This window comes from Pseudomonas sp. VEM90 (genome assembly GCF_054611535.1).
Window position 1 is genome coordinate 199,374 of the sequence record NZ_JBTRAR010000001.1, and the last position, 14,850, is coordinate 214,223.

The 14,850-nt window shown below is 60.8% G+C and carries 12 protein-coding genes; 9 read left to right on the top strand and 3 right to left on the bottom strand.

Going from position 1 to position 14,850, the window contains the following annotated elements; translation table 11 throughout:
• Positions 1 to 8: 8 nt before the first annotated feature.
• Genes tssM through vasI form a run of 3 tightly spaced genes read right to left on the bottom strand, consistent with a single transcriptional unit; the run spans position 9 to position 5,727 of the window.
• The gene (tssM, locus tag ACYCCG_RS00945) at positions 9 to 3,629 is read right to left on the bottom strand and encodes a type VI secretion system membrane subunit TssM (RefSeq protein ID WP_459669187.1); all 3,621 of its coding nucleotides are present in this window, start codon (positions 3,627 to 3,629) and stop codon (positions 9 to 11) included.
• Positions 3,626 to 5,089, bottom strand: coding sequence for a type VI secretion system protein TssA (gene tssA, locus ACYCCG_RS00950; RefSeq protein WP_459669188.1), 1,464 nt, complete (start codon positions 5,087 to 5,089; stop codon positions 3,626 to 3,628). The genes tssM and tssA overlap by 4 nt, the downstream gene beginning before the upstream one ends.
• The gene (gene vasI, locus ACYCCG_RS00955; protein WP_459669189.1) at positions 5,077 to 5,727 is read right to left on the bottom strand and encodes a type VI secretion system-associated protein VasI; all 651 of its coding nucleotides are present in this window, start codon (positions 5,725 to 5,727) and stop codon (positions 5,077 to 5,079) included. Before vasI ends, tssA begins: the two co-directional genes overlap by 13 nt.
• 327 nt (positions 5,728 to 6,054) lie before the next feature.
• On the opposite strand from vasI, the gene tssB reads away from it, so the two are divergent.
• The 9 genes from tssB to icmH are packed head-to-tail and all read left to right on the top strand — an operon-like array spanning position 6,055 to position 14,847.
• Entirely contained in the window at positions 6,055 to 6,558 is a 504-nt protein-coding gene (gene tssB, locus ACYCCG_RS00960) for a type VI secretion system contractile sheath small subunit (protein WP_209966696.1), read from the top strand.
• Between the two features lie 17 nt (positions 6,559 to 6,575).
• A complete protein-coding gene (gene tssC, locus ACYCCG_RS00965) occupies positions 6,576 to 8,066 on the top strand; it encodes a type VI secretion system contractile sheath large subunit (protein WP_176684148.1) in 1,491 nt (496 codons plus the stop codon).
• Positions 8,063 to 8,473: a type VI secretion system baseplate subunit TssE gene (gene tssE, locus ACYCCG_RS00970; RefSeq protein WP_010953542.1), complete on the top strand. Its 411-nt coding sequence runs from the start codon at positions 8,063 to 8,065 to the stop codon at positions 8,471 to 8,473. The genes tssC and tssE overlap by 4 nt, the downstream gene beginning before the upstream one ends.
• Positions 8,474 to 8,476: 3 nt before the next feature.
• A complete protein-coding gene (gene tssF, locus ACYCCG_RS00975) occupies positions 8,477 to 10,243 on the top strand; it encodes a type VI secretion system baseplate subunit TssF (protein ID WP_209966698.1) in 1,767 nt (588 codons plus the stop codon).
• Positions 10,207 to 11,223, top strand: a complete 1,017-nt coding sequence (gene tssG / locus ACYCCG_RS00980) for a type VI secretion system baseplate subunit TssG (protein WP_209966700.1) — start codon at positions 10,207 to 10,209, stop codon at positions 11,221 to 11,223. The genes tssF and tssG overlap by 37 nt, the downstream gene beginning before the upstream one ends.
• Entirely contained in the window at positions 11,220 to 11,789 is a 570-nt protein-coding gene (locus ACYCCG_RS00985; RefSeq protein WP_209966703.1) for an FHA domain-containing protein, read from the top strand. The genes tssG and ACYCCG_RS00985 overlap by 4 nt, the downstream gene beginning before the upstream one ends.
• A complete protein-coding gene (tssJ, locus tag ACYCCG_RS00990) occupies positions 11,786 to 12,583 on the top strand; it encodes a type VI secretion system lipoprotein TssJ (protein ID WP_209966705.1) in 798 nt (265 codons plus the stop codon). Before ACYCCG_RS00985 ends, tssJ begins: the two co-directional genes overlap by 4 nt.
• Before the next feature lie 55 nt (positions 12,584 to 12,638).
• Positions 12,639 to 13,976 (top strand): type VI secretion system baseplate subunit TssK, encoded by a 1,338-nt coding sequence (gene tssK / locus ACYCCG_RS00995; protein ID WP_459669191.1) that lies wholly within the window; start codon positions 12,639 to 12,641, stop codon positions 13,974 to 13,976.
• Between the two features lies 1 nt (position 13,977).
• Positions 13,978 to 14,847, top strand: coding sequence for a type IVB secretion system protein IcmH/DotU (gene icmH, locus ACYCCG_RS01000; protein WP_209966709.1), 870 nt, complete (start codon positions 13,978 to 13,980; stop codon positions 14,845 to 14,847).
• Positions 14,848 to 14,850 lie beyond the last annotated feature (3 nt).

Below are 14,850 nucleotides of genomic sequence, written 5' to 3' on the forward strand. Positions count from 1 at the left end.
GGCGATGTTCATGGTCGCTGCTCACCCGACAGCATCGCCTGCACCCCATTGGCTGGCTGTTGCAACAAGCCTCGGGGCAAGCGGAAACCTTTGAACGGTTGCTGGGTAATGGGATTGAAGGCTTTTTCAGCGTTAAGCCGATAGCGCATCACGCCATCTCCGGTCCTGAAGCTCAGGTCCACGCTGGTCGCCGTCCGGCCATTGAGCGCGCCGCGGCTGAACAAGCGGAACATCGACCACGGGCCACGGTACTCCAGGCTGCTGCTGTTGCCATTTTGCCTTAGCAAGGTGAGATTGCTGCGGACCTGCTGCCCCAGAGTGTTGGGCCAGACAATGCCCGTGATATGGCTTGGGCCATGGGTGTAGGCAATCAACTGGCCATCCAGGTCCAGCAGGCTGGTACGCTGGTTCGCACTGAGCCCCAAGGGCTCGATGCTGAACTGCACACTTAGCTTGCCACGCTGATCGAAGAATGTTTCGCGGATGCGATCCGCCAGCTCGAGCTGCTCGATCACGTCGGCACGAATCAGGGATTGCCCGTGCTGAGCGGATTGCAAGGCCTCAAGGTTGTCCTTCAGGAAAACCTTGAGATACCGATCATTGAACTGCTGCAGGCGCCCTTTCGGCCCGAAGAACGCCTCGAAGTCATCCAAAGAAGCATCGGGTGCCTTCACCACAAAGGGGTAGCGGCCTGCCAGGCGTTGCTGGAAAAAACTGTACACGTCAGCATCCCAGCGTCGCTCAAGTTCGCGCAGTGCTTCAACGTTCAGCACCTGGGCAGTCTGGTCGGCGAGCTTTCTGACCTGGTGGCTGATGGGCTCCGGTAAACCTGTGGCGACACGTTGCAGGGTGCCGATCGGGTCCTGCCCTGTCATCGCAAAGCGCTGATGCACGGCTTGCAACGCAGCCTTGCCGCGGTCCGGGCTGTCTTGTACGGCCTTGGCGTAGTCCAGCACGGCCGCAACAGCGCCAAGGGTTTCATCGTAGTAGCTCGGCTTTTCTCCTGTCGCCTGCAGCATGGCGCCCAAGCCTGCAAACGCCCGCTGGATGGCCAACGCTTGCTGTTGCTCGGGTTTTCCGGCCACTACCCGCAGCGTACTCAGCTCACCCAGTGATTCAACAACTGCTGGAGGCGCAAGCGAGGTGTTATCCCTGACCGTATCCAGCAGCCGTTGCAACGGTGCTGCGGGGCCGGTCAACTGTTCCAGGATCGCGACACCATGGTCCAGATCACGGAAATCAGCCACCGTAAAAGCGTTCAGCGCGCGCCGCCAACTGTCAATGTAATCGGCGCTGTAGAGGTTAGAGAGCCGCTCGGTCAGCGCATCGCGGTCGACGTCCGAATAGTCGAGTTGACTGCGCTCCCCCAATGCCCATTGATCAACCATCGCCATTTCAGCGAACCGCTGGCTGCGCGGCGCGAAGTATTCCCTGAAGCCTTTGGCGGTGAGCATGGCGGCCAGCCGTACATCCTCATTTCCTTGCCTGGCCCCGGAAGACAGCTGGTACACCACATCGAACGCAGGCCCTACCTGGTGGCGCAGGTCCAGCCCGGCGTGCAGCTGCTGGTACGATTGTTGTTTGAGCCCAGCATAGACCCGCTGTGGCAACGGCAATTTGCGCAACGCCTGCTGCACTTCGCTGACCCGCTGGCGGTACTGCGGCAAATCGGTATCGGCATAGGCCAAGGCGTATTTCAGGAGCTGCATGAGGTCACGCTGCAACTGCCCCTGGCCAGGAAAGGCCCGTTGCCACTGACGGGCCATCCAGTCCTCGACCCATTCGGGCCGGCGGCTGTTACGCTCCTCGATCATCCGGTAAACCCTGAGCGCAGCCATTTGTTGCTCGCTGCCAGGGGGTGCTGCGTTCATGGCATCGATCACACCACTGGCCAAGGCCGGCAAGAAACGTTTAGACAACAAGCTGAGGTACGCCTCATCAACCAAGGGACCAATGTTGCGCCCTTGATACAAGCCAAAATCGGCAACCACCGGCCAGGCCGCACGATAGTCGCCAAACACCGCCACCGCATCGCGAATCTGGTCCAGTGGCGCCAGCAGGTTGCGCCCGGTCGGATCAAGACGCATATCGACTTCGTGACCGCTGTACTCCTGGCTTTTGGCGAGCACACTGGCAGCCTTGGCGCCATTGATATCGGCGTAACGCTGCCAACTGGCAATGGCGATACTGAACGCCAGGATGCCTACACCAGAGCCCACCCACAGCAAGTGGCGCTTGCTGCGCGCAACCCGAACATTGTCGCCCGCCAGCCCGGCTTCCTGATAAATAACCCGCCTGAATGCTTGCTGGATGAAATAGACCAACGCCTTCCCTTGTGCCTTACCTTCACGCAGGGGCAGCTTCGTCGTGTAGGGCTGTGCCGCTTCACGGACAAAGGCATTGCGCATGTCGCCTTGCTGTACCACTGACGACCAGTACACACCACGTACCAAGGGTGGCGTGGTGAACCGGTCACTCGCCAAGGTTTCGCGCAGGAATGCCTGCAGTATGGGGCGCAACCCGATCAGCTGTGCATGCAGTGAGAACAGGCGCCCGCACGGTGCCGTCTTGCCCAGTACATCCAACCGGTCGATGACCTGCTCCTGCAATTGGGTGAGAAGCCGCCCGTAGTGCTCGTCATACTCATCCAGCCAGGCGTCGAACGCGTCAACCGCATCCAGCTTGAAGGTGAACCCCAACAGGCTTTCACGCTTGGCGGCCGGAAGCTGGCTGTAGAACTGGTCGAAGCCGTCCAGCAGATCGAACTTGGTCAGTACCACGTACAGCGGCAGGCGCGCCCCCAACTGACTGCTCACTTCGTAAAGGCGGGTGCGCAACCCATGGGCCAGCGCGACGCGCTGCTCGGGCTTGCCATGCAGCAGCGCTGGCAGGTCGACCACCAGCAACACACCATTGAGCGCCCGCTGGCTTCGCTTACGCTGCAGCCAGCCCAACAGGTGCTCCCACAACCGGGCCTGGATGCCGGGCGGCGCGGAGGCTTCGGAGGGGGCGTTGGCCGCCGAGCCCGCCGTTGTTTTTTGACTGATGAAAACACCAGGCGGGTCGATGATCACGGCATCGTCGCTCACCCACCAGCCTACCGGGTAGGCCAGTGCTTCAGACTGTCGGCCCCGTGCCTGGGCCTGGTCGATACGCGTCAGGGAAAAGCGCTGATCGGTGCGGTCGATGAAGCTGCTTTTACCGGACTGTTCGTCGCCCAACACCAGGTACCAGGGCAGCCGGTACAACGCGCGTCGCCCACCGGCATTGTCGAGGTACCGCGCAAGCCCCTGGCTCAAGGCCCGCTCTTGCGCCTGCACGAACGGTAGCGCGACATCCTGTTCGGCGGCCAGTGCCTGCCGGCGCTCCGCTTGCAGGCGGCGAAAGCGCGTGCGCAGCACCCCAAGCCAGCACAGAAGCGGCACCAGCACGAGCACCAGGCTGGCCACGCTGCGATGAGCCACACTTGCCAGCGGCTGCTGCTCACGCCATGTCCATTGCGGGCCAAGCCACCAGATGGCGACCAGCATCAGCAAGGCGCCAAGCCCGAGCAGCAGCGGCAGCGCCAGGCCAATGCGCGTTACCCACGGCCAGCCCCAACGTTTGAGTTGCGTCCATATTTGATTCATCGAGGCTCCTGATCCTTGTTTTGAACTGCCAACACTGGGGATGCCGCGTACTGCTGAAGCCGCTCAAACACCTCGGGCTCCCACGCACTGGCGGTGGTTTGCTGCATGGTTCGGGCAACGTTGGCGCACAGGTCCTGGGCCAGCCAGGACACACCCCGCGCAGCCAGCAGATCAGCTGCAATCACGGTGGTGTGGCAGCGCTCACGGGGAGCACGAAAGCCGGCTTGCAGCCCTTGCAGCCGAAGGAGCAGCGGTTCTACGCCACCGGTTTCCAGCTGGCTGACCAACTCCTCGCGCAGGCCACTGAACTCCTGAGGGGTTGCACCTTGGCCAGACGGCCCTTGCGTGCCCTTGAGCCAGGCCAGGCACTGGTCGTCGACAAATACCAGCCCGTCGCTGAAGCACAGCTGCTGCAGCGACGGCATACGCTGTACAAAACGGGCGGTGGCACAACGGATGGCTTCGGCCACCTCGCACATCGCCAGCTGCGTGGCGACGGTCGCAGCCAGAAAGCTGCCACGAATCCAGAAGGGGCAAGCCGTCAGGCTCTTTTCAATGCGCTGCAGCAAGGCGGGGTCAACCACCTTACTGGCTATGGCCTCTTCATAGACCCGCGTGATATCCAGCGGAACCGCCATCAATTCCGTACGGTTGCCCTGCCTGACTTGCGGAGCAACCTGAATGTGCGCCCACAAACCGAAACGCCGTAACTGGTAGCCGGTAGCGTCGTAAGGGTCCTGCTGGTTGATGAGCTCGGCCATGGACAGGACGGCCCGGCGTGTCTCACGCTCATTGCCCATCGACATGCGTGACACGGGTGTGGCGATGACATCGGCCAACGGTGCAGGCTTCTCGGTTGCAGCCGTTGCTTTGGGCACAGCAGCCTCGCTGACGCCGTTGGCAAGTTCCGAGTATTTGCCTAGCAGGCGCTCAAGTTCGCCGAGTGCTGCCGTGTCCAGCTGCACCGTTTCCTGTTGTTGCAGGCGTTTCAAGGCAGCCTGCGCTGCCGCTGCGTGGGTCGGGGTGTAGGTAAAACGATCAAGACGAGGGAGCGCCTCGGCCAAGCGATCGATCACCAGGGCAACCAGCTTGCGCTTACTCAGGAAGCCTTTCGGTCCCGGCTTGGGATGAGCGGCCTCCCAATAGCACTCGAGCATGCCGGCCAGCAACGCCAAGGTGCATCCCCACTGCTCCCAGCAGCCGCTACGCAACCATGCGGCACTCAGGTGCGCAACGATTCGCAAGTGCTTGCATTGCCGGCTCAGGTACTGACGGGACGCGTCTTCGATGTAGACCCAGTCGATAGAGGCTTCCTGCAGCCCACCCAGCTTGACCATCTCCTGATCAATGGCCTGATAGGTTTCGTCCTCGACATCGAACAGGCCAGCCGGAACTGCCGGATCAATCGGCGCGAGCAACCGAGTGACCTCTTCCGCGGATATCTGCGCTACCACCGACATGTGCTTCGCGCCCGGCTGATCAAGGGGTCCAGGCCTTGCGCATCGAAGGTCAGCCCGTCGACCTCGCCGTGATCACTCACAACCTCGATACGCTGGGCACCGATCAGCTTCCTGATCTGCTCGATGGCGGGCAGGCCCCGCCCGGCATCGAGCACTTGGCCGTTTTCCATCACCTGCCAGGGGGTCTCACGGGTAGACCAGCCCTCCCCGCTCAGGCGTACCTTGACCCAGCTTGCTTCGATCGGACGCCTGGCAATCAGCTGTAGCCGGGAGATGGCCTGGATGCAACTGATTGCCATGTAGGCACGTTCATCACCCGATGCGGTCGCGGGCGCCGAAATCACAAGCGCTGGTGCGCCTGCTCCGTCCCGGGTCTGGCTCCCGATGCGAAACGTCAGGTCATCCGGTGCCCGTTCAGCTTCATTTGCCATCACGCGCAACACAGTGGGGGCCTGCTGCTCCGGTGCAGACCACTGCCGTTCTGGCGTGTACGCCGGGGTGCCGGCAGCCTGATCGAAACAGGCCAGTCGCTCGACGTTGGACACAATCCGGGGACAGTCCCGCGTGGAGCCTGCCAGCACCGGCTGCAGACAAAACAGCAACGAGAGACCGGCGCCATATGCACAGCGGTTAATCATCCTGAATTTACTCTCTGAATAGTACAAATGGCCTATATGAAGCAAAGAACTTTCCTACAACTAAATAGCAGTACCCGCGCCCCCCGCACGACCGACCAAAACAAATTCAGCAGAAGCCTATTACACAGTACCGAACGCACACAAACAAATATTTCCTTACAACTTCACGCTCGACCAAAGAGCACTTCCCCCTGCATGGTTTTTATAGAAAACAGACAGAACACCTAATCAATCAAACACATGTAAGAATCTTCCTACAAGGCCGAGACAATACTAAACACAACTTATGTCTGAACATCCTACAACCCAACAGGGAGTTGCGTACTGATGCCTAAAAAGACGGGATCCGTCGCGCCAAAAGAGCGCGTCAATATCAAGTATGTGCCCGCTACCAGCGATGAGCAGGCTGAGGTGGAGCTGCCGCACAAGATGCTGGTGCTGGGCGATTTCGGCCTGGATGACGGCCGTGCGCTTGAGGACCGCCAGGTCATGCGCATCGATAAACACACATTCAACAGCGTGTTGAACGACGCCAACGTAAGCCTGAACGTGACGGTACCGTCCAGGCTCAGCACCGCCCCGGATACCGAGCTGGCCGTCCAGCTGCAGTTCAGGTCCATCAACGATTTCGGACCAGACCGGATAGCGCGCCAGGTGCCCGAGCTGAACAGGCTGCTGGAGCTGCGCGAAGCGCTGGTCGCCCTGAAGGGCCCGCTGGGCAACGTCCCGGCCTTCCGCAAGCAATTACAGCACCTGCTTAACAACGAGCAGGCGCGTAAACAGCTCGCCCAAGAACTGGACCTGGTGCTCGAGGCGCCAGAAAAAGATTGAGACAACGGAGCGTCCCCATGCCCAAGCCAAGCAGCACCGCCATCACCCCAGACGCAACGGCCGACACGTTGAGCAATGCCACCTTGCTCGACCAGATCATGGCAGAAACCAAACTGGTACCTGCCCAGGAGGGCTACCAGGTTGCCAGGCAGGGCGTATCTGCCTTCATCGCCGAAATCCTCAAGAGCAATGACCCGGACCAAATGATCAACAAGCATCGGGCCGACCAGATGATTGCCGAAATCGACCGGGTTCTCGGCAAACAAATGGATGCCATTCTGCATCAGCCTGAGTTCCAGCAGCTTGAATCATCCTGGCGCAGCCTGAAACTTCTGGTCGACCGCACGGACTTCAGGGAGAACATCAAGCTTGAAGTCTTGCATGTCACTAAAGAGGACCTGCTCGACGACTTCGAGAATGCTGCGGACATTACCTGCAGTGGTATCTACAAACATGTTTACACCGCAGGTTATGGCCAATTCGGGGGAGAGCCGATTGCGGCCATGGTAGGCAACTACAACTTCGCCCCCTCTTCCCCTGACATCAAGTTGCTAAGTTACATGGCCTCCGTTGGCGCCATGTCCCATGCCCCTTTTCTTGCCGCACCTGCCCCCGAGTTCTTCAATTTGAACAGCTTCGAGGAGCTGCCGAACCTCAAGGAAATAAAAGACCTCTTCGCCGGCCCACGGCATGCCAAGTGGCGCGCTTTTCGTGAAAGCGAAGACGCCCGCCACGTCGCCCTGACCGGGCCGCGCTTCATGCTTCGCTCCGCTTACCACCCGCAGGAACAACCGATCGAGAGCTTCAACTACGACGAAGACATCGCCGGGCAGCACGACAACTACCTGTGGGGCAATTCTGCTTTCCTGTTGGCCAGTTGCATCAACGACAGCTTCGCCCGCTACCGCTGGTGCCCGAACATCATCGGCCCCCAATCGGGCGGTGCCGTCGAAGACTTGCCGGTCCATCTGTACGAATCACTGGGCCAGTTGCAGGCCAAGATTCCTACCGAGGTGCTGATATCCGACCGCAAGGAGTTCGAACTGGCCGAAGAGGGCTTCATCGCCCTGACCATGCGCAAAGACAGCGACAACGCCGCGTTCTTCTCCGCCAACTCGGTACAAAAGCCCAAGCACTTCCCGAAAACCCCTGAGGGGCTTCAGGCACAGACCAACTACAAACTGGGTACCCAGTTGCCCTACCTGTTCATCGTCAACCGGCTCGCCCACTACATCAAGGTGCTGCAGCGCGAGCAGATCGGCAGTTGGAAAGAGCGCCGTGACCTTGAGTCCGAGCTGAACAAGTGGATCAAGCAGTACGTCGCCGACCAGGAGAACCCGTCTGCCGACGTTCGCAGCCGTCGGCCGCTGCGTGCCGCGCGTATTGAGGTATCGGATGTTGCGGGTGACCCGGGCTGGTACCAGGTTTCGCTCGCCGTACGTCCGCACTTCAAGTACATGGGCGCGAACTTCGAGATTTCCCTGGTCGGGCGGCTCGATACGCAATGAGTGGTCTTTTTGATCGCCTGATGGTGGACCAGTGCACCCGCCGGGAGGCCTCCCGACGCGAGAGCGCTTCCCACAAGTTCGCCGCCATCAAGCGCCACCTCGAAACGCTGCTGAATGCCCGCCAGGGGTGCTCCCAGAGCAGCCCTGAATTGGGCCTGCGCGACTTCAACGGGCATGACGTGAGCAACGGCGACTTGCTTGTGCAGGTGAGCGCGGATATCCGCCGCACCCTCCAGCGCTTCGAGCCGCGCATACAGGTACGCACGCTCAACGCAGTGCCCGATACCCATGCCCCGCTGGAGCTGCATTTCAGGCTGGATTGCCTGGTACAGGTCAACAACCACGCAGAGCAGCTGCAACTCGAGCTGCTGGTCGATGGCCACAACCGCTACACGCGAGTGAGGTGACCGATGTCACTGAGAGACAGTTTCAGCGAAGAACTGCGTTACCTGCACGAACTGGGGAACGACTTTGCCAAGGACAACCCACAACTCGCGCGATTGCTTGGCAAAGGCGCCAGCGACCCCGATGTCGAACGCCTGATGGAAGCCTTTGCGTTCCTGACCGCCAAACTACGGCTGAAGCTGGAAGACGACTTGCCAGAGCTGACCCAGCCCATGCTGCAGTTGCTCTGGCCGAACTACCTGCGGCCGCTGCCCAGCGCGACGATCATCAAGTTCAGCCCGGTGAGGCAATCCCTCAGCCAGTCACAGCGCATTCCCAAGGGGTCGCGGTTGTTCTCGAAACCGGTAGACGGCGTGGCCTGCGAGTTCCGCACCTGCACAGCGGTCAACATTCATCCGTTCGAGATCGACACAGTGGCCGCCACCCAGACATCCGACCGTTCTGTGGTCTGCATCGGCCTTCAAACACTGGTCGAGCGGCCGTTGAACAGCCTGGGCTGTACCAGCCTCGACTTTTACCTCAGCGGCGATACCGGTACCGCCCGCACGCTTTACCTGTGGATTTCTCAATACCTCAAGCATGTCAGCGTGACCATCAATGGCGAGGTTCGTCGGCTGCCGGCAAACAGCATCGCATTCCCAGGATTCAGCCCCAACGACGCCTTGCTGCCTTACCCACAGAACGTCTTTGATGGCTACCGGATCCTGCAGGAATACTTCGCGTTCCCCCAACGCTTCCACTTTTTCAGCGTTACCGGGCTGGAAAAGATCTGGCCAGCTCATGACAGCCAGCAGGTAAGCCTCGAATTTCACTTCACGCGCCAGCTACCCGACTCGTTGCGTGTCGGCAAAGCAGATTTCAACCTGTTCTGCGCACCTGCGGTCAACCTGTTCCAGCACAGCGCCGAGCCCATCGACCTGTCCGGCAAGGACGCCATGGTTCCACTGAAGCCCAAGGGCACAGCGCCGCACGGCTACGAAATCTTCAGTGTCGACCAGGTTATCAGCACCCGAACGACGACTGACGGTAACACCGGTGAGCACCTTCGGACCTTCCGTCCCTTCGAGTCCTTCGCCCATGAAATCGAGCACGTCCAGGGGCGCACGGCGCTGTATTACCGCTGCCAGCTGGAAGAGTGCCTGCACGGCAATGGCGTCATGCATCGAATCGCCTTCGTCCGCGCCGACGCCAACAACTACATAGGCGAGCTGGAAACCGCGTCCATCGACCTCACCTGCACCAATCGGGACCTACCGCTGGCGCTAGGCATCGATGATATCAACGTCCTGAGCGAACTTACGCCGCCGCTGGCCACCTACACCAATCTCTGTATCCCCACCCGCCCCTGTCGCCCGGTGCTGGACGGCCAGTTGCAGTGGGCATTGATCTCCAACATGTCGCTCAACTACCTGTCCATGCTCTCGGTAGAGCCGCTGAAAGCGGTGATCCGCGCCTACGACTTCATGGCCCTGCACGACATCCAGCAGGCCCGCACCACCCGTAAACGCCTGGAAGGTATGCGCGACATTCATACGCAGCCCATGGATTGGCTGATCAAGGGGCAACCCATTCGCGGCCTGCACACCCGGCTGAAACTGGACCAGACCGCCTTCCTCTGCGAAGGCGACTTGTACCTGTTCAGCTGTGTGCTCGCGCACTTCTTCGCCCTGTACGCCAGCATCAATTCCTTCCACCAGCTGGAAGTGATCAACACCACCAATAACGAGCACTACACATGGCCAATACAGACCGGCAAGCAACCGCTGATCTAGCCGACAAGCTGCTCTGCAAAGCGCACCAGTACAACTTTTTCCAGTTGCTGGAGCGGTTGCACGGGCTGCATGGCGATGACCTGGAACCGCGTTGGCCGGACAAGGCCACCCGGCTGCGCGTGCGCCTGGCCTGCGACCCACGGCTGACCTTCCCTGTATCGGACGTGTACAAAGCCCAGCGAATGCCCGCTGAGGAAGAGCGCTACCGCATCGTTGCCACATTCCTGGGGTTGCACGGTACCGATTCGCCATTGCCCACCTATTACCTGGAACAGGTGGCGTATGAACATGCGCATGACATCGGTGTACGGCCGGCCTTCTTCGACTTTTTCAACCATTACCTGCTCAGCCTGTTGCACCGTATCTGGCGCAAGTACCGCTATTACATCCGCTTCCAGCCAGGTGCCAGTGACGGGTTCTCGCAGTACATGTTTGCCCTGCTGGGGCTTAACGACAAGCAGTTGCGAGGGGACACGGCGCTGCCCTGGAGCCGCCTGCTCAGTTTTGCCGGCGTGATCGCCAGCCGCAGCCGTGCACCGGGGACCGTCGCCGGCATCATCGCCCACTGCTTCGACCTCAAGCAGGTGCACATCCGCGAGTTCGAGACGCGATCAGTCGTCACGCCGTCCAGGCAGCTTGCAAGCCTGGGGCGGACCAACGGCCAGCTGGGCAGCACGTTCATGATCGGCAGCCGCACGCGCACCCGCAGCAGCAAGTTCACCATCGTGATCAGCGAACTCGACCAGACGCAGCTGCGGGGCTTGCTGCCCAGCGGCATAAACTTCGGCCGTTTGCGTGCACTGATCGACTTTCTGCTGCGTGACGGGCTGGCCTATGACCTGGAGCTGCGCCTCAAGCAGAGCGCGTTGTCACCCTTCTGCTTGCACCGCAGCCAGGGCGCATACCTGGGCTGGACCAGCTTCGTCGACGACCGGTATGGCCAGATCAGCCCGGTTGTACGCATCCGGGGGCGCTCATGAGCACAGTCACCTTGAGCATCACCAACCTCGACCAACTGCAGCACGGCATTACTGCTCGGCACCTGTTCGATTGCAAGGGCGGCACCATCGGTAGCGGGCGAGCAAACTGGCAGATCAATGACCGTGATCAGACCGTTGCGCCCATCCACTGCGAAATCCGCTGGATCGAAGGCAGCTTCTGTGTGATCGACCACTGCCACCGCACCTACGTCAATGGCAGTGCCAACAGCCTGGGGCCGCTTCCACCCAGGCGCCTGGTTGAGGGTGACCAGCTTCTCATTGGTGCCTATCGCCTACAGGTTCAGTACTCCCGGGATCAGGCCTGCACACGCTCGCTGGAGGACCTGTTCAACCCGGACCCGAAGGTGCTCGACCGACTGATAGCCGAAGCGCCCGCACCCGCTTGGCCGGCACAGCCTTCTGCCCCCCAACCAGCCGTCGAGATCTGCTCGGTCTTCAAAGCAGCCATGGGGAGCGACCCTCTGGCAGCGCTGGACGCAGCAGACGGTGAAGGGGCACTCCGAGAAAGCCCGCTGCAGCGCCTGATTGCCGGAGCATACCCATGAAGCCTCATCCACTTCTGCTCGCCCCCCTGCTGCTTGCGCTGGTCGGGCCCGCCGGCTGCACATCTTTGAGCAGAATGAGCCAGGTAGCCATGGACCACTCGTTGCCCATCGGGCCGCCCAAGGATCACCCGACCGAGGTCGCATTCAGCATCAATGCCAGCCCTACCCTCAACGGCAATCCGGACAGCCTTGACGTCGCAGCCGATCAGGATCGCGCCCTGGAGCCAAGCCCCTACGCTGTGACCCTGAGTGCTGGCGACCCCTATGCGTTGACCGAAAAAATCGGGATTCTGCTCGAATACCTGCAAGCGCAATTCCCGGCCATGTCCCCCGTCGAGCTGGACGAAGGAGACGAAAGCGACCCGGCTCGCTCGCCCTTGGAAGAAAGCGGCCCCGGCAGCTACGACGACCCTCAGGTGGCGTTGACCTTGCCGCACACCACAAGCGTTGCCTCAGCGCTGGTCGCCACGCCCATTGCCATCACGATCCTGCAACTGCGCGACGACTCACTGCTGCGCAACACCGTGTACCAGCTACTGGAGCAGGACCCGGCCAAGGCGCTGCGCAGTACCTATATCCGTAGTGACGACTACCTGCTGCGCCCTGGCCAGTTCAAGTACATCCCCTTCGAACCCATCCACGCCGAAACCCGCTTCGTCGCGGTGATTGCCGACTACCGAGGCCATGAAAACGCCAGCTGGCGGCAAGTACTGCGCATTCCACCGCGTGGCCGCCAGATCATGCTGTCGGTGTTGGTCAACGACACGCACATCGTGCTCAAGGAAGAAGACTGATGGCGCCTCACCACCCTTTGCCCTTCCTGCTTACTCACGCTGACACGGAGCGCCCATGAGTTCACGCAATCCCGTTCTCTGGCCCGAAGGCCTCTTCGTCAAACCGCAGCATTTCCAACAGGCGGCCAGAGCCAGCGAAGCAGCCCTGCACCAGCGCCTCGCCAGCCTCAATGCAGCCTTCTACGGCTTCAGCGAACTTCAGTTGAACGACGAATACCTGAGCCTGGGCAAAGTCGCCATCACCCGGGCGCGAGGCGTCATGCCGGACGGCACGGTGTTCGACATTCCCGCCGACCTGCCGCCACCGCCGCCGCTGGAAATCGGTGACGACGCGTGCAAAGACAGTGAGGTGTATATGTGCCTGCCGCTGCGCACCGATGGCGGCCGCGAAGTGAGCTGGCCCGACAATGCAGCCAATTTCCGCTATACCGCCCAGGCACAGGAAATCAAGGATACCCACACCGCTGACGGTGACCTGGTGCAGATCGACCTTGCGGTGCCCAATCTGCAGCTCAAACGCAAGACCGAAGACAGCAGCGCCTACACCCGCCTGGCCCTGGCACGTATTCTGGAACGGCGCCCCGACGGCAGCCTGCAACTGGACGAAGCGTTCTACCCCACCAGCGTTTCGGTGCGGGCGGTGCCAGCGCTGCAGCGGTTTCTTGAAGAAATCACCCATACCTTGCGCGAGCGGGCGCGCGGCCTTGCCACGCGGATTGGTGCATCGGGCCAGTCCGGGATCGCCGACATTCGCGACTTCAACCTGCTGCAGGCCATGAACCGTTGGTGGCCATGCTTCCAGCATCTGGCCAGGCAAGCGCAAACGCACCCCGAGCAGCTGTACCTGTGCATGAGCCAGGCCTGTGGCGAATTCGTCACCTTCACCGACCAGAACCGGCTGCCGCAGGAGTACCCCGCCTATCACCACACCGCACTGCGCACGTCTTTCAAACCGCTGGAAGATACCTTGCGCCGGTCTCTGAGCACCGTCTTGCGGCCGCGCGCTGTTTCACTGCCGCTGGAGAGCGAACAATTCGGCGTGATGACGACCACGCTGGAAGACCGCCGGCTGATCGACGAAGCCGACTTCATCCTCGCCGTGCGCGCCAGCATGCCACCACAGGCGTTGCGCCAGATGTTCATCCAGAAAGCCAAGATCACCTCACTTGAGTCACTGAATGACCTGGTGCCGCTGCAATTGCCGGGCATCCCTTTGTTGCCATTACCCGTGGCGCCCCGCGACCTGCCCTTCCATGCGGGCTTCAGCTACTTCGAGCTGGACCGACGTGACCCGGCCTGGGCGTGCATGAGCAAGGCGAATGGCTTCGGCATCCACATTGCGGGCGACTTCCCAGGGCTTGAACTGCAGTTCTGGGCGATCAGGAGTGAGTGACATGGGAAAAGACAACAACACGCCCACCGACGAAAACAACGCTGCAGTCAACGCGCTTGATTCAACCCTTGAACAGCCAGTACCCGCCCCCCGGGCTGCGGCAAGCAATGCGCAAGTATCCACGGACAAACCTGAGCCAGAGCCCGTTTCCGAAGGCTACCCCGCTGACCCGGAATTTCAACTGCGGGGCGGCTTCGCCAACCTGATGCTGGATGCCGCATCACCGTTGTTCGGCTTGGTTATACGCCTGCGTACGCTGGACGAGCTGCCGAACATCCAGGACGTGCACCAGCAAGTACGCAGCCAGATCGACAACATTCAGGAAGAAATGCGCCAGCACGGTTACGAGCCGGCTCAGTTGCTGGCGTACTCCTACGGTCTGTGCCTGTTCATAGACGAGGCCGTTATGGAGCGGCCCTGGGGCAAGAGCAGCTGCTGGAGCCAGGAGCCGCTGCTTAGCATCTTCCACGACGAGACCTGGGGTGGGGAAAAAATCTTCACGGTGATTACCCGCCTGATGCAGGAGCCCAAGCGTTATCAGGACGTACTTGAGTTCATGTACTACGCCCTGTGCCTTGGGCTGAAGGGCAAGTACGCGCTCGCGCCGAAAGGCGAAGAAAAACTCAATGCACTGATTCACCAACTGCACGGGATCATCCGCGAACTGCGCGGCCCCACCCCCGAAGAAGTCTGCGACCCCTACACCAATGTGGCCCCACGCAACTTCCGCATGAGCCGGCAATGGCCCTGGTGGAGCCCCTTGGTGATTTCCGCCATCGCCATGGCGGTGGCTTACAGCATTTACAGCTATCGCCTGCACCTGATCACAACCGAGGTGCTGGAGTCGCTGAACGGCATTTTGCAGCAATAGCCA